The organism is Bradyrhizobium sp. sGM-13 (genome assembly GCF_018398875.1).
GTDB lineage: Bacteria > Pseudomonadota > Alphaproteobacteria > Rhizobiales > Xanthobacteraceae > Bradyrhizobium.
The window spans coordinates 173,708-193,729 of sequence record NZ_JAGWDK010000004.1; the positions used below are offsets into that span (position 1 = coordinate 173,708).

Annotated in this window: 26 protein-coding genes; 11 read left to right on the plus strand and 15 right to left on the minus strand. The window is 62.4% G+C overall.

Translation table 11 applies throughout. From position 1 onward, the window contains the following. Nucleotides 1-119: 119 nt before the first annotated feature. Entirely contained in the window at nt 120-470 is a 351-nt protein-coding gene (locus KJQ96_RS07370; protein ID WP_213286017.1) for a hypothetical protein, read from the minus strand. Between the two features lie 191 nt (nt 471-661). Between KJQ96_RS07370 and KJQ96_RS07375 the strand changes: the two genes are divergently transcribed. Further along, nucleotides 662-1,135 carry a VOC family protein gene (locus KJQ96_RS07375; protein WP_213286018.1) on the plus strand — a complete coding sequence of 158 codons (474 nt, stop codon included), beginning with the start codon at nt 662-664 and terminating at the stop codon, nt 1,133-1,135. A gap of 111 nt (nt 1,136-1,246) precedes the next feature. Here KJQ96_RS07375 and KJQ96_RS07380 read toward each other — a convergent pair whose 3' ends face one another. The 4 genes from KJQ96_RS07380 to KJQ96_RS07395 all read right to left on the minus strand — a co-directional run bounded on the left by KJQ96_RS07380 (nt 1,247) and on the right by KJQ96_RS07395 (nt 3,631). Continuing rightward, nucleotides 1,247-1,639, minus strand: coding sequence for a VOC family protein (locus KJQ96_RS07380; RefSeq protein WP_213286019.1), 393 nt, complete (start codon nt 1,637-1,639; stop codon nt 1,247-1,249). Nucleotides 1,640-1,776: 137 nt separating this feature from the next. Continuing rightward, complete coding sequence (locus tag KJQ96_RS07385; RefSeq protein WP_213286020.1) at nt 1,777-2,253, minus strand: RES family NAD+ phosphorylase; 477 nt, start codon at nt 2,251-2,253, stop codon at nt 1,777-1,779. Between the two features lie 2 nt (nt 2,254-2,255). Continuing rightward, nucleotides 2,256-2,690, minus strand: coding sequence for an antitoxin Xre/MbcA/ParS toxin-binding domain-containing protein (locus KJQ96_RS07390; RefSeq protein WP_213286021.1), 435 nt, complete (start codon nt 2,688-2,690; stop codon nt 2,256-2,258). Between the two features lie 50 nt (nt 2,691-2,740). Further along, nucleotides 2,741-3,631, minus strand: a complete 891-nt coding sequence (locus tag KJQ96_RS07395; protein WP_213286022.1) for a LysR family transcriptional regulator — start codon at nt 3,629-3,631, stop codon at nt 2,741-2,743. Nucleotides 3,632-3,731: 100 nt separating this feature from the next. On the opposite strand from KJQ96_RS07395, the gene KJQ96_RS07400 reads away from it, so the two are divergent. The 3 genes from KJQ96_RS07400 to KJQ96_RS07410 are packed head-to-tail and all read left to right on the plus strand — an operon-like array spanning nt 3,732 to nt 5,731. Beyond that, entirely contained in the window at nt 3,732-4,793 is a 1,062-nt protein-coding gene (locus tag KJQ96_RS07400) for an aldo/keto reductase (RefSeq protein ID WP_213286023.1), read from the plus strand. Between the two features lie 32 nt (nt 4,794-4,825). Further along, a complete protein-coding gene (locus tag KJQ96_RS07405; RefSeq protein ID WP_213286024.1) occupies nt 4,826-5,341 on the plus strand; it encodes a nuclear transport factor 2 family protein in 516 nt (171 codons plus the stop codon). A gap of 33 nt (nt 5,342-5,374) precedes the next feature. Then, nucleotides 5,375-5,731: an Atu4866 domain-containing protein gene (locus KJQ96_RS07410; RefSeq protein ID WP_213286233.1), complete on the plus strand. Its 357-nt coding sequence runs from the start codon at nt 5,375-5,377 to the stop codon at nt 5,729-5,731. Nucleotides 5,732-5,761: 30 nt separating this feature from the next. On the opposite strand, the gene KJQ96_RS07415 is transcribed toward KJQ96_RS07410, so the two are convergent. Further along, nucleotides 5,762-6,172, minus strand: a complete 411-nt coding sequence (locus KJQ96_RS07415) for an Rrf2 family transcriptional regulator (RefSeq protein ID WP_213286025.1) — start codon at nt 6,170-6,172, stop codon at nt 5,762-5,764. A 130-nt stretch (nt 6,173-6,302) separates the two neighbouring features. On the opposite strand from KJQ96_RS07415, the gene KJQ96_RS07420 reads away from it, so the two are divergent. Then, complete coding sequence (locus KJQ96_RS07420) at nt 6,303-7,181, plus strand: NAD(P)/FAD-dependent oxidoreductase (RefSeq protein WP_213286026.1); 879 nt, start codon at nt 6,303-6,305, stop codon at nt 7,179-7,181. Nucleotides 7,182-7,248: 67 nt separating this feature from the next. Beyond that, nucleotides 7,249-8,697: a carotenoid oxygenase family protein gene (locus KJQ96_RS07425; protein WP_213286027.1), complete on the plus strand. Its 1,449-nt coding sequence runs from the start codon at nt 7,249-7,251 to the stop codon at nt 8,695-8,697. 57 nt (nt 8,698-8,754) lie between these two features. On the opposite strand, the gene KJQ96_RS07430 is transcribed toward KJQ96_RS07425, so the two are convergent. Further along, complete coding sequence (locus tag KJQ96_RS07430; RefSeq protein ID WP_249733830.1) at nt 8,755-9,753, minus strand: arginase family protein; 999 nt, start codon at nt 9,751-9,753, stop codon at nt 8,755-8,757. Nucleotides 9,754-9,867: 114 nt separating this feature from the next. Here KJQ96_RS07430 and KJQ96_RS07435 point away from each other — a divergent pair, with 114 nt between their 5' ends. Next, a complete protein-coding gene (locus KJQ96_RS07435; protein WP_213286029.1) occupies nt 9,868-11,079 on the plus strand; it encodes an MFS transporter in 1,212 nt (403 codons plus the stop codon). Between the two features lie 42 nt (nt 11,080-11,121). Here the strand turns inward: KJQ96_RS07435 and KJQ96_RS07440 are convergent, their stop codons facing one another. From KJQ96_RS07440 to KJQ96_RS07470, 7 genes are all read right to left on the minus strand, one after another. Next, nucleotides 11,122-11,619: a peptide deformylase gene (locus KJQ96_RS07440; RefSeq protein WP_213286030.1), complete on the minus strand. Its 498-nt coding sequence runs from the start codon at nt 11,617-11,619 to the stop codon at nt 11,122-11,124. Between the two features lie 37 nt (nt 11,620-11,656). Continuing rightward, nucleotides 11,657-12,358: a class I SAM-dependent methyltransferase gene (locus KJQ96_RS07445; protein ID WP_213286031.1), complete on the minus strand. Its 702-nt coding sequence runs from the start codon at nt 12,356-12,358 to the stop codon at nt 11,657-11,659. After that, nucleotides 12,348-12,812 carry an Rrf2 family transcriptional regulator gene (locus tag KJQ96_RS07450; protein WP_213286032.1) on the minus strand — a complete coding sequence of 155 codons (465 nt, stop codon included), beginning with the start codon at nt 12,810-12,812 and terminating at the stop codon, nt 12,348-12,350. Before KJQ96_RS07450 ends, KJQ96_RS07445 begins: the two co-directional genes overlap by 11 nt. A gap of 132 nt (nt 12,813-12,944) precedes the next feature. After that, nucleotides 12,945-13,925 (minus strand): thioredoxin family protein, encoded by a 981-nt coding sequence (locus tag KJQ96_RS07455; RefSeq protein WP_213286033.1) that lies wholly within the window; start codon nt 13,923-13,925, stop codon nt 12,945-12,947. Nucleotides 13,926-13,927: 2 nt separating this feature from the next. After that, complete coding sequence (locus KJQ96_RS07460; RefSeq protein WP_213286034.1) at nt 13,928-14,629, minus strand: cytochrome c biogenesis CcdA family protein; 702 nt, start codon at nt 14,627-14,629, stop codon at nt 13,928-13,930. Nucleotides 14,630-14,663: 34 nt separating this feature from the next. Then, nucleotides 14,664-15,065: a cupin domain-containing protein gene (locus tag KJQ96_RS07465; protein WP_213286234.1), complete on the minus strand. Its 402-nt coding sequence runs from the start codon at nt 15,063-15,065 to the stop codon at nt 14,664-14,666. Between the two features lie 68 nt (nt 15,066-15,133). After that, nucleotides 15,134-15,820, minus strand: a complete 687-nt coding sequence (locus KJQ96_RS07470; protein ID WP_213286035.1) for a VOC family protein — start codon at nt 15,818-15,820, stop codon at nt 15,134-15,136. Nucleotides 15,821-16,003: 183 nt separating this feature from the next. Here KJQ96_RS07470 and KJQ96_RS07475 point away from each other — a divergent pair, with 183 nt between their 5' ends. The 3 genes from KJQ96_RS07475 to KJQ96_RS07485 all read left to right on the plus strand — a co-directional run bounded on the left by KJQ96_RS07475 (nt 16,004) and on the right by KJQ96_RS07485 (nt 18,298). Continuing rightward, entirely contained in the window at nt 16,004-16,528 is a 525-nt protein-coding gene (locus KJQ96_RS07475; protein ID WP_249733831.1) for a MarR family winged helix-turn-helix transcriptional regulator, read from the plus strand. A gap of 62 nt (nt 16,529-16,590) precedes the next feature. Beyond that, entirely contained in the window at nt 16,591-17,562 is a 972-nt protein-coding gene (locus KJQ96_RS07480) for an SDR family oxidoreductase (protein WP_213286037.1), read from the plus strand. A 37-nt stretch (nt 17,563-17,599) separates the two neighbouring features. Beyond that, entirely contained in the window at nt 17,600-18,298 is a 699-nt protein-coding gene (locus KJQ96_RS07485) for a GNAT family N-acetyltransferase (protein ID WP_213286038.1), read from the plus strand. Between the two features lie 35 nt (nt 18,299-18,333). Here KJQ96_RS07485 and KJQ96_RS07490 read toward each other — a convergent pair whose 3' ends face one another. Then, a complete protein-coding gene (locus KJQ96_RS07490; protein ID WP_213286039.1) occupies nt 18,334-18,789 on the minus strand; it encodes an SRPBCC family protein in 456 nt (151 codons plus the stop codon). A gap of 108 nt (nt 18,790-18,897) precedes the next feature. Here KJQ96_RS07490 and KJQ96_RS07495 point away from each other — a divergent pair, with 108 nt between their 5' ends. Continuing rightward, a complete protein-coding gene (locus KJQ96_RS07495; protein ID WP_213286040.1) occupies nt 18,898-19,986 on the plus strand; it encodes an adenylate/guanylate cyclase domain-containing protein in 1,089 nt (362 codons plus the stop codon). The last annotated feature ends 36 nt before the right edge of the window (nt 19,987-20,022 follow it).

The window sequence follows — 20,022 nt, forward strand, 5'->3', positions numbered from 1 at the left end:
AAAGCGTACGTAATGATAGATGGTGGGCACGGCGCGAAGCGCGCCTTTGCCCACCCTACCTCTGCAAACTGATTTGTCTGTCCTGCAAGCGCGATCTCACTTGCGCGCGTGCGACAAAACTACTGCCGCGGCGTGGTGAACTGCGGACATCGATGGACGTAATCCCAGGGAATATCGTACACGCACGTGAAGCGGATATCGTCCGATGTTTTGAGTGGCGGAGTCTCCACGACGACCGGTCGGTCGACCTCATCCGACAGACCATAGACAACGCCGCCGGTCGGCCAGAAACCGCTTACTCCCCGGTGATGATGGTGATGGTGCCCCGATTTGGGGAATGCCGGGAAAGCCGGACGCGACGGCGCAACGCCTGCGCCGCGCGCCACGCCCGGATCGGCAAATGTCTCGCCCGCGGCAAGGACAAGCGCGACTGCACTGAGAGACGCAATGAACGTCGTTCTATAGGTCATGGCACTCACCCATCGTAGGTTACTGAGCAGCATTGCCAAAACGCTAAGCTGAGCCTTTCGTGCCCGCAAAGCCATAATTAATTATTGGTTAAGGCGTAAGCTTAATGCGGGGAGGCTCGCTTTGCCGGTGGCGTGCATGCCCGGGCGCTACCCTCGAAGCCGGTCGACGGCGTAAGTTGAAGGAGATTGCGATGGCCGAGCTCGTAACATGCCTGTGGTTCGATCAGGGCAGAGCGCGAGAGGCGGCGGAGTTTTACGCCGCGACCTTTCCCGATAGCCGTGTCGGCGCAGGCTATGCATCGGCCAAGCCGGGCGTAGGGCAGGGCGACGAACTGACGGTCGAGTTCACCGTGCTCGGCCGGCGCTTCCTAGCGCTGAACGGCGGACCCAACTACACGCCGAACGAGGCGGTGAGCTTCATGGTCCAGACCGATAGTCAGCAGGATACCGACCGCTATTGGAATGCCATCATCACCAATGGGGGCCAGGAAAGACCTTGCGGTTGGTGCAAGGACCGTTGGGGTTTTTCCTGGCAGATCGCGCCCAAGCGGTTGCTCGAGATTTTCAACGGATCCGATCGCGATGCCGCCAGGCGCGCGATGGACAAAATGATGACGATGAAGAAGATCGATATCGCGGAGATCGAACGGGCGGCGGCGGGGTGATAGCTGCCTGATCTGCTCATTCGGCTTCACCGAGCGCTGGCGCAAGCAATGCGTGGCGGCGATGCCGGTGTTTTAAGCGGGCGCGCAATCAGAGTGTACCCAGCGGCGCCGTCAGGGATTCCAGCCGCCGCTGCCGTACTCGCGGGTAATAATTTCAAGAAGATGCCCGTTCTTCTCCTTGAAGTAGACGCCACGCCCGCCGTCGTGGTGGTTGATCTTGCCTGGCTGCGTTTGTCCAGGGTCGGCCCAGTAGGGAAGCTGCCGTTCCCGGACGCGGCCGAGGATCTCATCAAACTCGCTTTCGCTAGTCAGAAATGCATAGTGCTGCGGAGTAACGTCGCCGTCGACATCCATGTAGTCGAGATTGGCGCCGTTTTCGGTGGTGACCATATAAAACGGCCCCCACTTCCGTGGGGCTGGGAGACCGAGCATCTCGGCCAGGAAGGTTGCCGATGCCTTGCTATCGTGGGTCGAAAGTATCGTATGATTGAAGTGGATGGCCATGGCGATCTCCCAGGCTGGAACAGCTTCATCGCTCTGCGACGTGGAGCTGGTTAACTGGGGCGCAGGTTGTATCGTTCCATCGACGAAACCGACAGCAAGCAGGGTGGAACGCGCAGGGTATTGGCCGATCGGACTAGCTACCGCCCATAAAGCCGCTCATCCCACCACACCGGCTCGGGCAGGATGTGCGTGATGTTCCTGGCATCGGGATGAGCCGGGTTGATCAGAAAGTTGCGCTCCAGCCGCGCCGGGATTGAGGGGACGATCAGGAGCGCCGAACGCTTCTCCTCGCACCATTTCTGGCCGAAGCTCTTGCATATGGTTTCGTTGCGTGAATCCCACCCGGGATGCGCCGCAGCTTGGAAAACTTCATACGACACGCCGTTTGGTATCGTGATCTCGATGAAGTGCTGGTTGGCGGGCATCACCAGATTGGCATGCACCAGCTTCTCGAGCATGGCCGTGGAATAGTGCTCGGATGCGTAGATCATCGGGCTGGTACGCGTATTCCACCGGCCCGGGTAGAGGCGCGATCCCTCGGCATCGTACACGGGGTAGGCGCCGTCCGGGTCCCCGATGCGATAGCATGTCAGGACACGATCGCTCTTCGGCACGCCTAGACGCCGCCGCTATAGGCTGTACGTCCCAGCAGGTTGACGACGGCGTCCGCCCCGGGGCCGGTTGCCAAGGCCAGGTCGAGCGGGGTCTTGTCTTCAAGCATCGGGTGCGGCCGGTTGAGAAAGTCGCGCACCTTGGCCTCGTCGCGAAACACTTCGAGGCCGAAGGCGAACACTTTTGCGACACGCGCGAGCCGGTCGCTCTCTTCGGTCGTGAGATGCTGCTTTTCCTTTCGGCGCCGCTCCAGCGTCGGCTTCGGCACCACACGATAGGTGAAGTGACGAACGTCCTGCGGGGATACGCGGCCGGCGAATTTATCCAACGCCGATACCGGTAGGCCCTTCTCCACGGAACGGGCGAGGGTAAGCGTCGTCTCTGTGTTCTTCGGCCTGACGCCGAGCAGACCGGCCAGGATCGCGGCTAGATGGCTCACGGGAACCTCAAAATCAGATGAGACAAAAGTATGCCTCAGATGAGACATAGTCAAGGCCGATATCGTACGTGGTCAATCAGCGCGCGCAGTTTTGGCGGCAGATTTCGTCGGTCCGCGAAATAGAGAAAGAAGCCCTGAAAGGGCGGGCAATACTGCTCCAGCAGCGGCACCAGCTCGCCGCGCTCAATGTAGGGCCTGAACGTCTCCTCCATGCCGAACGTCAGGCCGCCACCGGCGCAAGCGGTCCGTACCATGACCCACATGTCATTCGTCGTGATCCTGGGATTGACGGCGACGTCGAACTCGCGGCCGTCTTCTTCGAACTCCCAGCGATAGGGCGCCACGTCGGGCGCCGGACGCCAGCCGATGCAACAGTGCTGCGCAAGCTCGGTCGGGTGTGTGGGCGCGCCAAAGCGGGCCAGATACGACGGTGCAGCGACGACCATCTGGCGCTGGTCGCCCGAAACCGGCACCGCGATCATGTCCTGCTCGATCACCTCGCCAAGACGAACGCCGGCATCATAACCCTCGGCGACGATATCAAACTCCTCGTCGGTGACGGTGATGTCGATCTGCACGGCTGGATAGGCTTGCGTAAAACCCGCAAGCAGAGGCCCGCAGATGAAGCGCTCGGCGATCGAGGATACCGCGAGCCTTAGCTGTCCTGTCGGCTTGGCGTCGCGATCCCGCGCGGTGTCGAGGGCGAGCTCGACTTCGGCAATGGCTGGCGCGACGCGCTGGTGCAGTCGCACGCCGGCCTCGGTGAGGCTGACGCTGCGCGTTGTCCGCTGCACGAGCGCCACGCCCATCCGGTCTTCCATTCGCCGGATCGCCTGGCTCACCGCCGAACGCGTCACGCCCAGCCGTTCGGCAGCACCGCGAAAGCTTTTCGCTTCAGCGACCGCCAGGAAAACCGAAACGAGGTTCAGGTCTGTCGTCATTGGTTAGCCAGCCTTACCAAGCCGGTCATGATCGAGCAAATTGTTTCACCGATGGCCTCGCCGTATGTGCGTCTCGACAGAAGTTGGAGAGGCACCGACGATGACGTCTCTGGATCATTACCGTCTGCTCGGACGGTCCGGATTGCGGGTATCCCCAATCGCGCTCGGTACGATGACCTTTGGTCCGGACTGGGGCTGGGGCGCCGATGCGGGCGAGGCGCGTCGGATCTTCGATCTTTACGCCGATCGCGGTGGCAACTTCGTCGATACCGCCGTGAACTACACCGACGGTGCCTCCGAGCGCATCGTCGGCGAGTTCATCAAGAACAAGCGCGACCGTATTGTGCTCGCGACCAAATTCACCATGGCGCGCGAACCAGGCAACCCGAACTCGGGAGGCAACCACCGGCTCAATATGCTGCGCTCGGTGGAGCAGAGCCTGCGGCAACTCAACACCGACCGCATTGACCTGTTCTACCTGCACGGCTGGGACATGACTACGCAGTGCGATGAGGTGATGCGCGGGCTCGACGATCTGGTGCGATCAGGCAAGATCCACTACATCGGCATCTGCAATACGCCGGCCTGGCGTGTCTCCCAGATGCAGACGATCGCCGATCTCCGCGGCTGGTCACCTTTCGTGGCGCTGCAGATCGAATACAGCCTGGTCGAGCGCACGGTCGAGCATGAACTCATTCCGATGGCAGAAGCGCTCGGCATGGGCGTGTTGCCCTGGTCGCCGCTCGGCGGTGGCGTGTTGACCGGCAAGTACGCGCGTTCGGATATTGCGGACTCGCGCGACACAAGCATCTCGCCGACGCGCAAGGGCGTCATTGCGTCGTCCGGCCACCTCAATGAGCGGTCCATCGAAATCGCCGATGTGGTCCGTGCTGTGGCCGAGGAAGTCGGCGCGAGCGCGTCGCAGGTGGTGATCGCCTGGACGCTTGCGAACCCTGCCGTCACGTCGCCTGTCATGGGTGCGCGCACAGTTGCCCAGGCAGAGGACAATCTCGGTGCCCTCGGAGTCGTACTGTCGCCTGAACATCTCGATCGGCTCAATCAGGCGAGTGCGCCCGACCCGATCTTTCCCATCCGCTTCGTGGGCCGTCCCATGGTTCAGCAGCTCATCTTCGGCGGCGCGTCCGTCGCCCTGCGGAATTGAGAGAAGGAATTGCAGCAGCAGAGGAGAAATTCATGAGAGTCCTGGCAACTCGCGCACTTGCATGGCGCCTGTGCGCCGCAATGTTCACCGCTTCCAGCCTGACCACGGCTGCCCCCTGTGGTCAGACGAGCACGGCGGAAGATGATAACAAGCGAGTGGTCACCGAAGCCTTTCATCGCTGGGCGGCGGGCGGAACGTCCTTCTTCAACGACGTGCTCGCCGAGAATGTCATCTGGAGGATCAAAGGATCGAGTCCAGGCGCCGGGGAGTTCAAGGGACGTGAGGCCTTTCTGGAGCGAGCTGTCCGCCCATTCGCGGCGAGATTGTCCAGGCCCGTCCGCCCAACAGCCGTGCGGATCTTTGCCGATGGCGATCATGTGATCGCTCACTGGGAAGGGAGCGGGGTCGCCCGCGACGGCAGGAGCTACAGCAACAGCTATGCCTGGATCTTCCGCATGCACGACGGAAAGGCAACTGATGTGACGGCCTATCTCGACCTCGCTCCATACGAAGATATCCTGCGGCGTATTCCCGTGCCTCAGCAGTAAGACACGTCAGCCGATCATTTGGAAGAAAACGAGATGACCTGTCGTGCGCTGATCGTGGGATCCCTTTGTATCCTCGGACTATCGGTGGCTGTCGCTTCCGGCGAGGCCGCACCAGCCAGCAAATCCGAACAGCAGTCCATGGAGAAAGCAATGATACAGCATCCCTATGTTGGCATGTGGGTGACCGATAGCGGCCACATTCGGCATGAGCTTCTTCCGAACGGCCGCTACGACGAAGCCCGCGGCACGCGCAAGAGCGCCTATCAAGGACGCTACGAGATCAAGGGCGATCACATCGATTATTGGGATGACACCGGTTTTACCGCTGACGGCAGGTTCGTCGACAAGGATACCCTCCATCACGGCGGGATGATCTTTCGCCGCCAGTAGCGGCGGTTGCCTTATGGAATCGCCGCAGCCCTAACTCTTTCGCGGCAGTAGTTGGTCGAGCGTGATTTTCGCAAGAGACTGCTCAAAACGGGCCGTGGCTTCGGACAGTGCAAGCGACAAAGCGCGGTTGGCCGCACGCTCGACGACGCATTTCGGATGATCATCGCTGGTTGCGATGGTGAAGGGCGAGCCCGGATCGAATGCCCTGTAGATGTTCAAAAACGTGATCTCACGGAGCGGCCGTTCCAGCCGCCATCCGCCGTTCGGCCCTCGCTCCGAGGACACATAGCCACCTTTGCGCAGCGCCCCCATGATGCGGCGGACGACGACCGGATTGGTATCGAGCATCGCCGCGATCGTCTCAGATGTTGCTGTGCCCTCGTTGAAGCTCATGTGAACCAGGACATGCGCAACGCGGGCGAGCCTTGTGTCCTTGCTCACGCGGAACCTCGCTCGACGTCATCGTAGTTTAGATCGCTTCCATCCGTTCCGCAACCGAGACAGTGACAAATTCGTTGATGCGCCCGCAATATCGTACTAGTAATAGTTACGATTAGGATGGGAGATCACGATGAACTTCGATGTCATTGTTGTCGGCGGCAGTTTTGCCGGCCTCTCGGCGGCGCTTCAACTGGGACGGGCGCGGCGGACCGTACTCGTCATTGATGCGGGTGAGCGACGCAACCGCTTTGCATCGGCCTCTCATGGCTTTCTCGGGAGGGATGGCGTTGCGCCGGGTGAGATCATCGCTGAGGCAACAAGCCAGTTGGCGCGCTATGTCACCGTCGCAATGCTGAAGGGATCGGCGTCAAAGGCGCGACGCACGGAGGCAGGATTTTACGTCGAGACGCACGGCGACACCTTCCATGGCAAGCGGCTGATTCTCGCCGGTGGTGTCGTCGATGTCCTGCCTGATATCCCGGGACTCGCCGACCGCTGGGGCAGTTCGATTTTCCACTGCCCTTATTGTCATGGTTACGAACTCGAACGAGGCCCGATCGGCATCTTAGCCACTAGTGCGATCTCCATGCATCATGCCATGATGCTGCCCGACTGGGGGCCAACCACCCTGCTGATCAACAACAGTTTTGTCCCGGACGAAACGCAACTGTCAGCCTTGGCCAGGCGCGGCGTCTCGGCTGAAGAGAGTCGCGTTCAGCGGATATTCGGAGAGCGCCCAACTGTTGAACTCGCAAATGGCCACACGATTGAATTCGCCGGCATCTTCACTGCCACCCGGACCATGGGAGGCCCGCTTGCCGAACAGCTTGGCTGCGACTTGAAGGACGGGCCGCTCGGAAAATTCATAGCGGTTGACGAGCAGCAGCAAACTTCAGTTCCCGGCGTATTTGCCTGCGGCGATGTTGCGCGCGCTGCCGGATCGATCGCGCTCGCCGTATCAGACGGAAGCATGGCCGGCGTGGCCGCCCACCGATCCCTCATCCTCTAGTCTCAGGACGGCCCGAGCGGGACCAAATCGCGCGCCTGTGCGTTAGCCGGTAGATCTGGATAACGCCATGACCGCCATGTTTGCCAAAGGCTTTGCTGATCTCGACCGCGAGGTTGCGGTCGAGAGCCTTCCCGTCATCGGCACCGTACCGAGATGGCTGTCGGGCGCGTTGCTCCGCACGGCGCCGGCCAAATTCGACCTCGGTAAGCAAACCGTGAACCACTGGTTCGACGGCCTTGCCATGCTGCACCGGTTTGCTTTCGTGGACGGCAAGGTCTCCTATGCAAACCGGTTCATCCGTTCGGCGAACTATCGGGAACAGCGGCGATCCGGCCGCTTGAGCCGCGGCGAGTTCGCGAGCGACCCCTGTCGGACGCTGTTCGGCAGAGTGCTCTCCAGATTTTTCGACAAGCCGACCGACAATTGCAATGTCAGCGTCAACGCTCTTGGTGGATCGTTGGTAGCGCTCACGGAAACGACCCTGCCGGTACGGTTCGATTCCGAAACTCTCGAAACGCTGGGGCATTACGAATACGGCAAGCAGCTCGGCGGCCAGCTCTCGATTGCTCATCCTCACCACGACGCAACCCGTCGCTGCCAGTTCAGCTATGTGGTGGAATTCGGCCGGCGAAGTCGGTACCGGCTGTTTCGCGTGGCGGATGAGGACGGCGCTGAAACCACGATCGCTGATTTACCGGTGGATCGGCCCGCCTACATGCATAGTTTCGCGATGACCAGGCGCTATCTCGTCCTGGCGGAGTTTCCGCTGGTAGTCAGCCCTTTGCGGTTGCTGCTCAGCGGCGAACCTTTCATCAGGAACTATCAGTGGCAACCGGAGCGCGGGCTGCGCTTCCAGGTCGTCGAGAAGGACAGTGGCCGACGGATCGCCACGGCGGAAGCCGAAGCGGTCTTCGCCTTTCATCATGTCAACGCCTATGAGCGAAGCGGCGAGCTCGTGCTCGACCTCGTCACTTACCCTGACCCCGGCATCATCGATCAGCTCTACCTTTCGCGTCTGCGCGCCGGCAAGCCGGTCGACGCGGTGGGCTCCCTCTCGCGTTATGTCGTTCCGCTCGGCACCGCAAATTGCGCCGCGCAGAAGCATCAGATCACCACCACCGCCATCGAACTGCCACGAGTCGACTATGGCAGGGTCGCCGGAGAGTCCTACCGTGTGGTCTGGGGCACGGGAAATCGACAGCCGGGGAATTTCCTCGACAGCCTTGTCCGGATCGACGTGGAGACGGGCGAGTGCGCTGTGTGGGCGGAGCCTGCATGCTACCCGGGAGAGCCGGTGTTCGTCGCTGCCCCGGACGCCGGCAACGAAGCTGAGGGTGTATTGCTTTCGGTCGTTCTGAACGGGCGGAACGACAGCTCGTTTCTCCTCGTTCTCGATGCGTCTCGCATGACCGAGATCGCTCGGGCGGAATGCCCCCACCAAATTCCGTTTGGTTTCCACGGCAATTTCTTCCCGACCAGCAATGGTGGGTTGACGTTGCGAGATGCTCACCGCTGAGAAGCTTAGGTCACGGATACACGCGGCGGCCCGGCACATACTCAGATCGCGCCGTTCCTATCTATCGGCGGCTGCAACGGGCGCGAGGGCCCGCGTCAGCATAGCAATGAGGCTGCCAAATGCGGCGGCCTCATCAGGTGCGTGATCTGGATTCAATTCGGCGATGGTGAGCGCGCGCCAGTTCGGTGCGGCCAGGAGGATATCAAGTATCTTACCAAGTTCCTCCAATTCGAGACCGGTGCCGCGCGCGCCGTAGCGGACGTTCTCGGCTATCGGAAACGACGTGAACGCAAGCACATCAATGTCGATATGAACGAGAAGACGATCAAACCGGCGTCCCCATGCCCTTGCTTGTTCGGCTGCAGACGCCGGGTCTGCTTTGATCTCCGTCAGAGCAATGTGTCTAATGTTATTGCTGGCGATCGTTTTTGACTCGGGCGCTGTGATCTCATGAGCGCCGAACAGCAGCACCTCGGAGGGACGCAGCATTGGCCGTCTCGATGCGAGACCGCTCAGTTCAGGAAGCGCGCCGGGCAGGTCAAGCATGTGGGCGATGCCGGTCCAATCAAGGGAACCTTCGGCGGTTTCCGGCACGTTGAGATCTGCGTCACCATCGATATAGATCAATCCAACCGAAGCATTGTCGATCAGCGTGCCGGCGACGACCCCTAGTTCGATGGTGCAGTCGCCGCCAAGGACGAGTGCCGCCTCGCCTTCCGCCATGGCGCGCGCGACGTGCTGGGCGACGGCTCCCGCGGCTTCACGCACAGCTCCTAGGTTCGTCGACTTCGGATTGCCAGGGTCCGGTCGCCAACGAAAATAGGGAATGTCGCCCATATCACGAACTTGCCATCCGACCCGCGCCAGGGCGGGAATCAATCCATGGCGCCGAAATGCTTCGGGTGCTTTCTCCTGCCCAGGGGCATATGCCCCGGCACTTGTCGGCGCCCCAATAACGATTAGGCGGTTGCTCGTAGCTCGCACGGCGCTTTCTCCGGGCGGTTTGAGTTTGGGCGTAGCTCCGTAAGCGGTAAGATATGGAAGCCCCAGACGCATCCGCAGAACGAATCCATCTCGCTCGCAAAAAAGTGAGCCGCGGCGGCCCTCGGCCTGTCGGCTCCGGCCCGTTCCGTTCGTCTTCCAGCCGAAGAGGCTGTCAGGAGATCAGGAATGACCAATTCTAACTATCGCTGGGTGATTGTTGCAGCCGGGGGCTTGCTTGGCTGTGTCGCGATCGGGGGCATGTTTTCGCTGCCGGTGTTCTTGCAGCCGATCGCGCGGGATACCGGCTGGTCCGTGACCGGCGTATCCAGCGCGATGACGATCGGCTTTCTCGCGATGGCCTTCACCAGCATGATCTGGGGCAACTTGTCCGACCGGCTGGGGCCGCTGCCGGTGGTGCTGACCGGTTCAGTCGTGCTCGCGGCGAGCCTGGGGCTGGCGAGCCTTGCGACCTCGCTGGTCGTGTTTCAATTCGTCTTCGGGCTTATGGTCGGCGGCGCCACGGCTGCGATCTTCGCGCCGATGATGGCTTGCGTAACCGGCTGGTTCGATACCCATCGCAGCCTTGCGGTATCGCTGGTCTCCGCCGGCATGGGCATGGCGCCGATGACGATGTCGCCGCTCGCCGCCTGGCTGGTCTCGAACCATGACTGGCGCACCTCGATGCAGATCGTGGCGCTCGTCGTCGCCGCGATCATGATCCCAGTTTCGTTGCTGGTGCGCCGCGCGCCGGCGCTAGAGAGCGGGGCGTCCGCGCCATCGAGCGCGTCGGCGGAACCGGATATGACGCTGGCGCAGGCGTTGCGCTCGCCGCAATTCATCGTTCTGCTGCTGACGAATTTTTTCTGCTGCGCCACGCATTCGGGCCCGATCATCCATACCGTGAGCTACGCCATCAGTTGCGGCATCCCGATGATCGCCGCCGTCACCATCTACAGCATCGAGGGCCTGGCGGGGATGGGCGGCCGCATCGCCTTCGGCCTGCTTGGCGATCGTTTTGGCGCCAAGCGCGTGCTCGTCTTTGGCTTGCTGGCGCAGGCGTTCGGCGCACTTGGTTATGTCTTCGTGCGCGATCTCGCCGCGTTCTATGCGGTTGCCGCGCTATTCGGCTTCCTCTATGCCGGCACCATGCCGCTTTATGCCGTTCTCGTGCGCGAAAACTTTCCGCTGCGGATGATGGGCACCGTGATCGGCAGCACCGCGATGGCCGGCAGCCTCGGCATGGCGACGGGACCCTTGGCCGGCGGTTTGATCTACGACACGTTTGCCAGCTACGCCTGGCTCTATATCGGCTCGTGGATCATGGGGATTGGCGCGTTCCTGATCATACTGATGTTCCGGCCGATGCCGGTGGCACGCGCTGCGCCGGTGCCAGCCTAGAGGCGGGGCGGAATAGCAGAGCGTATTCCGCCCAATCTATCTTCAGCCGCGCGCGAGCTTCTCGAAACGCTTGATCAACCGCTCACGCTTCAGGCGGGATAGTCGCTGGATCCAGAATAAGCCATTGAGCTGATCGATCTCATGCTGGTGGCAGACGGCGCGCAGCCCCTCGGATTCCTCGGTGTGTGCATTGCCGTCGACGTCGTAATAGCTGATCCGAACGCGCGCATGACGCCGAATTTCGTCGTTAACTCCGGGCATCGAGACGCTGCCTTCCTGATGCATGATCATTTCAGGCGAGGCCCAGATGATCTCGGGATTGATATAGGTGCGCGCGCCATTGATGGGGTCGAGGTCGAGCACCACGACCCGCAGGAAGACACTGACATGCGGCGCGGTGATGCCGATGCCGGGCGCGGCATGCATCGTCTCGAGCAGGTCTCTGGCCAGGTCGCGCAGCGCGTCGTCGAACACGGTCACCGGCTGCGCCGGGACGGCAAGGCGAGGGTCGGGATATCTGACAATCGGACGGATGGTCATGATTTGTTGCTGAATCAGGATGCCTGACTAGCACGCTTCACGCATACGCAATCCAGCCGCGCCAGGTAAAGGCGGCGTAGAACAACTCCACGTCCCGGAACCCGGCCTCATGCAGAATTTGCGCATCCTGCTCTGGACTGAGCACGGGCAAGCGCGCCTCGACCGCCGCACGCGCCGTGTTGGCCTGGTTCGGATCGGCGCCGGAGGCGATCGCATAGGCGGCATAGCGCGATAGCCATCGCGTCCGCTCGCTGTACTGCTGCGGAAAACTGGAATGGGCGGCCACAAACGGCGCTCCGGATCTGAGACGGCGGTGGATTTCCCTGGCCGTCCGCCGCCGTTCGTCGACATCGAGGAAATGCAGCGTGAGCAGACAGGTGGCGGCATCGAACGGTCCATCGGGCGCATCGTCGATATAGCCCTGCTGCAACTGCACGCGCGCATTGAAGGACCCCAGCGTCTGCTCCGCCAGCTTCAGCATCTCCGAGGCGGGATCAACGCCAACGAACCTCCAGCGCGGCTCTGCCTCCGCCAATGCCTTCAACTCCAGGCCGCCACCCGCGCCGAGCACTAGCACCCGCGCGTCTGGCGCAGCCTGCTCCGTCAGCAGGATACGTGTCATGCGGTGAAGGTCCGCAAAGCCGGGCACGAAGCGCGGCGGTCCATCCGCATAGCGCGCGACCGCGTCGGGATCGGAGAAATGGGCCAACAAGGCGTTGGCCGCCGCGTCATGATGCATGAGCGATCTCCAGACGATGACGGTTGCGCCGGGCGCCCAGGCGCTTCTGAAAATCGGCGCTCAACATTGCAAGCGTCACGGCACTCAGGCGCGACAGCAACAGCGCCTCCGCCTCGTCAAACGCCCGGTCGAGCGCAGCATTCACGGCCTGCTCGACAAGACAGCCCGGTGCTTCCGTTCTGTTTCCCAAGGCGAACAGCGAGGGTTGGCCGAGCGCCTGATAGACATCCCGCAGCGATATCGTCGCGAGATCGCGCGCGAGAGTCCATCCGCCGCCATGGCCCTTCTCCGATCGCACATAGCCCTGATCGCGCAGTCCGGACATGATCCGCCGGATCACAACGGGATTGGTGTCCATGGCCCGTGCGAGCGCTTCGGAAGTCACCGGTTCCTTTCGCTCGGCCATGTGCAGCAGCACGTGAAGAACGCCTGATAGTCTACTGTCTCGCTTCATGTAACAATTGATATTGCATGAACACCGGCAGGTCAAGTCACGGGTTGCCACGTCGCCACAGGCTGCAGCCCCCATACGCCTACGCTGTTTGACAGCTGAATCAGAAGTCGCGGCATCGCGCCGCGGTTGCGTTCAGCCGAACGTAAAGGTGTACGCGCTCAGGCCAGCCTTGGGCGCTTTCAGGCGCAACACGTGCTCGCCGCCGGCGCCGCTGTAGAGGGGATAAAGCCTGCTTCCGTCGATGGTGACTGGCGGCTGGGGCGTTCCGTCGACAGTCACGGACAATGTCTGCGGCGACAGGCTGCCGGCTACAAGATTGACCTTGGGCGCGTTGAAGCGAAGCAGGATTTCGTCACCGTCTGCCGACGAGGTGGCGCGATCGCCCGTCACGTTCCAGAAGCCGGAGAGGGCGAACCGGTTCGGCGGCACGTTGTCCGGCAGCGTGTAGGCCCGTTCGCCGCGCGCCGCTTCTTGCGACCCGACGATGGCGCCATCGTTCTTCTCAGAACCGAGATACAACTCGGGCGTTGCGACAGCGCTCAAATCCGGATCCGTTGTTTGCGCGGTGGGCATGGCTTCGCCGACAAGACGCGCGATGGCGTTTTCCATTTGCTGATAGCCGCCCTCGCCGAACTGCGTCGCGACAATCGTTCCGGACCTGTCGATCAGATACGCGGCTGGCCAGTACTGATTTCCGAAGGCGCGCCAAGTGCGATACTGATTGTCTTGCGCCACAGGATAATGAATGCCCAGGCGCTTGACGGCGGTCTCGACATTCGCGCGTTCCTTCTCGAAGGCGAATTCAGGCGTGTGCACGCCGACCACGACAAGGCCTTTGTCTTTGTACTGCTCATGCCACTTGGTGACGTAGGGCAACGTGCGAAGGCAGTTGATGCAGGAGTAGGTCCAGAACTGAACCAGCACGACCTTGCCGCGAAGGCTCTCCACCGTCAGCGGTGGCGAATTCAGCCAGGCGGAAATCCCGGAAAACTCCGGCGCGGGCCGAGAGTTCTGCCGAATGGTTTCGTTGCTGAGCAGGGCGGAAGGGCCAAACTGCGCAATGGCAAGAACGGCAACGAAAACGAGGACGATCAGGCTGAGAAGCTTGCGCATTGTCATAATCCCAGTTGAAGAGTCGGATAGAGCACCGAAAACCAGACAGCGACGATGCTGTCGTATTGCGTGTAGAAGGCCAGCGCGACGAGGAGCACCGCCGCACCAAATGTTCGCTGCAAGGCGACAGTGTAGGGCGCAAGCCTACGCACTTGCGTGGTCGCGTATTGTCCGCCGTAGGCAATCAGGAGGATCGGAATGCCGGCTCCGACAGCGTAGACGACAAGCAGCAGCGCAGCGCGTGGCAGGTTTTCAGATGTTGCGATCAGCGTGAGAATGGAGCCGAGCACCGGCCCGGCGCACGGCGTCCAGAGCACGCCGAGCGCCAGTCCAACAACGAGACCCCCTGCATTCCCTGATCCGGCGCGCGCGACGATGTTGTCGGCGAACGAGAGCAGGCCGTGAAACCTCGTCATGAGCCGCTCGTATGGCTGCGGCCACAACAGCAATACGCCGAAGCTGCCGAGCAGGATGACAGAGACGGTCCGCAGCGTGTCGTGCGATAAGCCAAGCACGGTCGAGAAAGAGCCGAACAGGATCGCGAAACCGGAGAAGGCGATGATGAATCCGGCCGCGAGAAAGAGCGGCCGCCACCGGTCCTCCCGGCCGATGGAGGTGCCCAGCAAGACCGGAAGCAGTGGCAGGATGCAGGGAGCCGCCGCCGTCAGGAGGCCAGCCGCAAATGCCAGCGCAATCTCGATCATGTCGGGCTCTCCTCGTCGCTGTAGGCTGCTGCGGTCACTTCAGCAATGTGAGCAGCGGCTTGCCTTTTTCGACGATGTAGGTGGCTAGCTCGCTGCCAGTGACGTTGCCGGGATTCCTGGCCGAATGGGGTGTGCCGGCTGGAATGAACAGGACGTCGCCGGCTTTGAGTGTGACCGGCGGTTTGTCCCCGACCTGATACTCGAGCTGGCCCTCGAGGACATAGATGATCTCTTCGCCGGGATGCGTGTGCTTGCCGAACGCCACGCCGGGGGCGAGGTCGACGCGGACCTGAATGGCCTCGCGCCCCTGTGCACTGAGATCGTGCCGCTGCAGGTCGGTTCGGGTAACTCCGCTCTGCTGCGCCTGTGCGCCAAGCGGCGCCAGAATGGCTCCGGCAACGATCGCCGCCATCGCCATGAGTTGCATCTTATTCATCCTGGTCATGTTGATCTCCTTGGTTTGGAAATTTCATCGAACTTGCATGCAATGATCGCGAAGCCTGCTCATGCCGCCTGCTGCTGGCCGCTCTGCTCGCGGACGATGTATTCGGCGTACCAGTCCGGCCAGTTCTCATCGTGCTGGCCGCCGTTGCGCTTCTCGTATTCGCCATGGGCAGCCGCCGCACGGCGCAGTGCGCTCGCGAGATCAGCCGACGAATTGAAGGCCGTCGCGTTGGCGTCGACGCGCCCCGGCAATCGCGCGGTGACTTCCTGCAGCAGCCAGCCATTGCCGTCGGGATCGCTGAACGAGGCATAGGAGCGATAGCTGCCGCGTTCCGGATCCGGGCCGCTCAGCCGGACCCGCCCGAACAGATAGGGCTCGTCCGAGCCGACATGCACGTTGCCGCCGGCGTGAAAGGCTTCACTGATCGCAACACCGCGGCCGAGCAACTCGTTGCGGGCCGCCTCGATATCCGAAACGATCAGGTACAGGCCCTGCGCGGAGCCGGGCGCGGCAGGGGTGACGTTCTTGCCGAAGATGACGGAGGCGTTGGAGCCGGGCGGCGTAAACTGGATCACGCGGTAATCGTCAGGGCCGGCGAAATCGGCGTCGAGCCGCCAGCCGAGCTTTGCATAAAACTGCTTGGCGCGTTCAACGTCGGAAACCGGGATGACGATGACTTCGAGCTTCAGGTCGACCGCCGAAGCGGCCTTGGAAGTGGTGCTGGTGCGTTCCTTGAGGTCTGACATGGTTCTCTCCTTGATGTTGTGGTGGCGGGAATGTCTCCGCGCCACCGCGGTTACATAGCGTGCGATAAGATCGTATGCGATATAAAGCGCGTTGGAGACGGAGTGTCAACCCTTCCGATTTAATCGGATGCGATATATATGGGTGCGAGACTTCACATATTCGTGTCGGAAAGGACGACCTCCATGAAACTGAACGACGGGCCGCGGAACGGCTCCAGGGACAATTCGAGAGATAATTCAAAGGCCAACCAGAAACCGAGGCCGGCCGCAGGCGAGCGGCGGCTTGGCGATTTCCTGTGTTTTGCGGTCTATTCGGCCAACCTTGCCTTCGGGCGGGCCTACAAAAAGGGCCTCGATGAACTTGGCCTGACCTACCCGCAATGGATCGCGATTGTGGCGTTGTGGGAGCAGGACGGCCAGACCGTGAGTGAGCTTGGCGAGAAGATGTTCCTGGAGTCCAACACGCTGACGCCGATCCTGAAAAAGCTGGAGCAGATGGGCTATCTGCGCCGCCAGCGTGATCCCGCGGACGAGCGGCAGGTGCGCATCAGCCTGACCGAGGCTGGCCGCCGGCTGCGCGAGAAGGGCATGCACATGAATCTCGTGGCCTCTACCGGACTGAAGCCCGACGAGTTCGCGCGGCTGCAGGAAAACGTCGTCACGCTCCGCGACAATCTGATCAAGGCGACGGCAGAGAAAGCGGAATGATGCGCGCAGGCGCTTCGATGCAATCGGACTGCAGCGGCGCGTGAAGGTGAGGGAAGATGAGCATGGTCTCACATGAAGGCGCGCTTGCCGGACGTGTCGCCGTGGTGGCGGGCGCGACGCGCGGCGCCGGCCGTGGCATTGCCGCCGCGCTGGGAGAGGCGGGCGCAACGGTGATCTGCACGGGGCGCAGCAGCGCTCGCGCCGATGCTCCAACGCGATCCGATTATGACCGGCCGGAGACGATCGAGGAGACGGCCGAGCTCGTGACCAGCCTCGGCGGCAAAGGCGTCGCCATCGCTGTTGATCATCTCGAACCTTTGCAGGTCGCGGCGCTGGCCGAGCGTATCCGCGCCGAGCATGGCCACATCGACGTGCTGGTGAACGACATCTGGGGCGCCGAACGGCTGAAGGGCGAGCCCGCCGAATGGAATACGCCGATCTGGAAGCTCGACCTGCAAAAGGGATTGCGGATTCTGCGGCTCGGCATCGAGACGCATCTGGTGACATCGCATCATCTGCTGCCGCTGCTGGTCGCGCAGGCCGGCGGCCTGCTCGTCGAAGTCACCGACGGCACCGCCGACTACAATGCGCAGCATTACCGGATCTCGGTGTTCTACGACCTCGTCAAGCAGAGCGTGAACCGTCTCGCCTACTCGCAAGGCCACGAACTCGCACCGCACGGGGCCACGGCGGTTGCGATCACGCCTGGATGGCTGCGCTCCGAGATGATGCTGGAGAATTTCGGCGTCACCGAAACGACCTGGCGCGAGGCGCTGGCAGAGCGGGGAGGCGGCAGGCACCAGGCGCCGCCCGATTTCGCGCTGTCGGAATCGCCGCGCTATGTCGGCCGCGCCGTGGCTGCGCTCGCCGCCGATCCCAATCGCAACAAATGGAATCAGAAATCCGTCAGCTCCGGCGAGCTCGCTCGCCACTATGGCTTTACGGATATTGACGGCTCGCGCCCGGACATCTGGCGCTACATCGCCGAGGTGAGGGAGGGTGGCAAGGTGGCCGACGTCAGTGATTACCGCTAAAGTTGTCGTGCCATCGAGTGAGAACGAAGGTAGTCTGATGTCCGTTCACGACAGCTCCAGCCACCCGCTCGATTATCCGATCTGGATTGCGCTCACGACCACGCAGCAGGCATTGGCCGAAGGCGATGCCCGCGCGCTGCGCTATCCGACCGAGATCACGCCCTTCGCAGCGATGGCGGACATGTCGCCTGAAAGCTTTGCTGCGCTCGCCAGGCTGATGTCGCCGCAGGACATCGCCGTGCTGTTCACGCCGGATCCCGTGAGGCCGCCTGCCGCATTCAGAATTGCGCTGGCGGACACTGGTGAACAGATGATTGGAACGCCGGTTGAAACACCAGCCAATGGCGTCGATATCGTCACGCTCGGCGCCCACGACGTTCCCGCGATGATCGAACTCGCCGAGCTCACCAAGCCGGGCCCGTTCAGCGCGCGGACCCATGAGCTCGGCACCTTTCTCGGCATCCGCGTCGACGGCCAGCTTGTCGCGATGGCCGGCGAGCGGATGAAGCCGGCTCAATACACCGAGATCACCGCCGTCTGCGTGCATCCATCCCATCGCGGCCGCGGCTATGGACAGATGCTGCTATCGGCCATCTCGCGCAAGATTGTATCGCGCGGCGAAATTCCGTTCTTGCACGTCTTCACCAACAATCACTCGGCCATCGCGCTCTACCGGCGGCAGGGGATGGAAATCCGGCGCCGTCTTCACGTGACGGTGTTGAAGAAACAGGACTGATCGTCCAGCGATGCACGCCTTGACCGACGCGATCCTTACGCGTTGCGTGTGCCACTCGGTCCGCGGTCCGGTCCAGGGTCCTGGCCGGCGGCCACCTTGGTCAGCCTGTCGAGATAATGCGCCCAACCCTTGGAATGGGCGTCGCGGGTTGCCTCGGTGGGCAGGCCGCTATGGGTCATGCGCAACAGCGTGCCGCCGTCCCGTTCGATCAGATCGATCTCGATCAGGCCTGATCCCGGCGGCACCTCCTCATTGCCTTCCCAGCCAAAGCTGTAGGCGAGACGGTGAACCGGCACGACCTCGCGGAATGCGCCGCGCGCCGTGGCGCTACCGACGCCTTTCAGGAGGTACATGCCGCCCGGATGCATCTCCGTCACGGCCTCGCTGCCCATCCATTGCACGATCTTCTCAGGGTCCGTCAGGAAGGCGAACACGCTGGCACGGGGGGCGGCGATGTGGGTCTCGCGCTGGAGCACAAACGATTCAGTCATCGAAAACCTCGCGGGTGGGTCGTTGGCAGGACGCGCTGATGCAACCAGCGAGTGCCTAAGGTAAGCGCCGTGGGTGACAATGCAACGTCGCTGCCGCATGATCGATCCATGCAACTGAATCCGACGCTGACATGGCTGGTTGATGCAGCCAGCGCTTCGCCGGGCGCCGACCGGTTCCTGGCTGAACTCGGCACGCGCCTGATCGAGGACGGCGTGCCGCTCGCCGGCGGCGCGCTGACGCTCGCCGTGCCGCATCCGATCGTCGCCCGCCGGACCTGGCTATGGCGCGCGGAGAATGGGGCGGTGATCGAGGCCGTGGGGTTCGCTCCGGCGGGATTCGGAGCGGCGGGGAATTTGTCCGGCGACGCCGGCCGGAACTGGTTGGCCGGGCTCGCGGGCGGAGCGGTGCATGAACATAATGTGAGCCCGGGATCGAACGGGCCGATGCTTGGCTGGATCGGACCGCGGCCGTTCACGCAAGCGGAGTCTGATCGCCTGCGCGATGCCGCCCGCTTCGCTGCAGCGCCGCTCGCCGCGCTTTCGGCGCGCGCGACCATGACCGCTGCGCTCGAAGCTTATCTCGGCAAGCGGAGCGCCGCGCGCGTGCTGACGGGGCCGCTGCGGCGCGAGGTCGGCGAGAACATCCGGGCCGCGCTTCTGTTTGCCGATCTACGCGGCTTCACGGCTCTGTCCGAGGCCGAGCCTCCCGCGGCGGTGATCGCCGCGCTCGGCGCCTGGTTCGATTGCATTGCCGGCGCGGTCCATGCCTTCGGCGGCGAGGTGTTGAAATTCATCGGCGACGGCGTGCTGGCGATCTTTCCGGTCACCGGTCCATCTCCCCGCGATGCCTGCGACGCAGCGCTCCGGGCCGTCGCTTCCGCGCAGGCCGGAATGGCGCATCTCGGCGACGCACGGCGAGAGCAGGGGCTGCAGCCGCTTTTGTTCGGCGTGGCATTGCATCTCGGAGAAATTCTGTGGGGCAACGTCGGTGCGGCCGACCGGCTGGATTTCACGGCGATAGGTCCCGCGGTCAATCTGGTGAGCCGGCTGGAAGGGCTTTGTCGGCCGCTCGGCCGAACGGTGCTGATATCAGGCGCACTCGCCGCCGAAACCACCACAAAACTGGTCCCGCTGGGAACGCATGAGCTGCGCGGCATTGCGTCGCCCTGCGCCGTTTACACCGTGCCGGACGGCTAGGTCCAATCCCATCATCACGAAAACGTTAAACCGATT

What these genes read in the sequence shown, in the direction of transcription:
- KJQ96_RS07370 (WP_213286017.1), bottom strand. Translation starts at nt 470, where the DNA reads ATGACCTATAGAACGACGTTCATTGCGTCTCTCAGTGCAGTCGCGCTT.
- KJQ96_RS07375 (WP_213286018.1), top strand. Translation starts at nt 662, where the DNA reads ATGGCCGAGCTCGTAACATGCCTGTGGTTCGATCAGGGCAGAGCGCGA.
- KJQ96_RS07380 (WP_213286019.1), bottom strand. Translation starts at nt 1,639, where the DNA reads ATGGCCATCCACTTCAATCATACGATACTTTCGACCCACGATAGCAAG.
- KJQ96_RS07395 (WP_213286022.1), bottom strand. Translation starts at nt 3,631, where the DNA reads ATGACGACAGACCTGAACCTCGTTTCGGTTTTCCTGGCGGTCGCTGAA.
- KJQ96_RS07400 (WP_213286023.1), top strand. Translation starts at nt 3,732, where the DNA reads ATGACGTCTCTGGATCATTACCGTCTGCTCGGACGGTCCGGATTGCGG.
- KJQ96_RS07405 (WP_213286024.1), top strand. Translation starts at nt 4,826, where the DNA reads ATGAGAGTCCTGGCAACTCGCGCACTTGCATGGCGCCTGTGCGCCGCA.
- KJQ96_RS07410 (WP_213286233.1), top strand. Translation starts at nt 5,375, where the DNA reads ATGACCTGTCGTGCGCTGATCGTGGGATCCCTTTGTATCCTCGGACTA.
- KJQ96_RS07420 (WP_213286026.1), top strand. Translation starts at nt 6,303, where the DNA reads ATGAACTTCGATGTCATTGTTGTCGGCGGCAGTTTTGCCGGCCTCTCG.
- KJQ96_RS07425 (WP_213286027.1), top strand. Translation starts at nt 7,249, where the DNA reads ATGACCGCCATGTTTGCCAAAGGCTTTGCTGATCTCGACCGCGAGGTT.
- KJQ96_RS07430 (WP_249733830.1), bottom strand. Translation starts at nt 9,753, where the DNA reads ATGCGTCTGGGGCTTCCATATCTTACCGCTTACGGAGCTACGCCCAAA.
- KJQ96_RS07435 (WP_213286029.1), top strand. Translation starts at nt 9,868, where the DNA reads ATGACCAATTCTAACTATCGCTGGGTGATTGTTGCAGCCGGGGGCTTG.
- KJQ96_RS07440 (WP_213286030.1), bottom strand. Translation starts at nt 11,619, where the DNA reads ATGACCATCCGTCCGATTGTCAGATATCCCGACCCTCGCCTTGCCGTC.
- KJQ96_RS07445 (WP_213286031.1), bottom strand. Translation starts at nt 12,358, where the DNA reads ATGCATCATGACGCGGCGGCCAACGCCTTGTTGGCCCATTTCTCCGAT.
- KJQ96_RS07450 (WP_213286032.1), bottom strand. Translation starts at nt 12,812, where the DNA reads ATGAAGCGAGACAGTAGACTATCAGGCGTTCTTCACGTGCTGCTGCAC.
- KJQ96_RS07455 (WP_213286033.1), bottom strand. Translation starts at nt 13,925, where the DNA reads ATGCGCAAGCTTCTCAGCCTGATCGTCCTCGTTTTCGTTGCCGTTCTT.
- KJQ96_RS07460 (WP_213286034.1), bottom strand. Translation starts at nt 14,629, where the DNA reads ATGATCGAGATTGCGCTGGCATTTGCGGCTGGCCTCCTGACGGCGGCG.
- KJQ96_RS07465 (WP_213286234.1), bottom strand. Translation starts at nt 15,065, where the DNA reads ATGAATAAGATGCAACTCATGGCGATGGCGGCGATCGTTGCCGGAGCC.
- KJQ96_RS07470 (WP_213286035.1), bottom strand. Translation starts at nt 15,820, where the DNA reads ATGTCAGACCTCAAGGAACGCACCAGCACCACTTCCAAGGCCGCTTCG.
- KJQ96_RS07475 (WP_249733831.1), top strand. Translation starts at nt 16,004, where the DNA reads ATGAAACTGAACGACGGGCCGCGGAACGGCTCCAGGGACAATTCGAGA.
- KJQ96_RS07480 (WP_213286037.1), top strand. Translation starts at nt 16,591, where the DNA reads ATGGTCTCACATGAAGGCGCGCTTGCCGGACGTGTCGCCGTGGTGGCG.
- KJQ96_RS07485 (WP_213286038.1), top strand. Translation starts at nt 17,600, where the DNA reads ATGTCCGTTCACGACAGCTCCAGCCACCCGCTCGATTATCCGATCTGG.
- KJQ96_RS07490 (WP_213286039.1), bottom strand. Translation starts at nt 18,789, where the DNA reads ATGACTGAATCGTTTGTGCTCCAGCGCGAGACCCACATCGCCGCCCCC.
- KJQ96_RS07495 (WP_213286040.1), top strand. Translation starts at nt 18,898, where the DNA reads ATGCAACTGAATCCGACGCTGACATGGCTGGTTGATGCAGCCAGCGCT.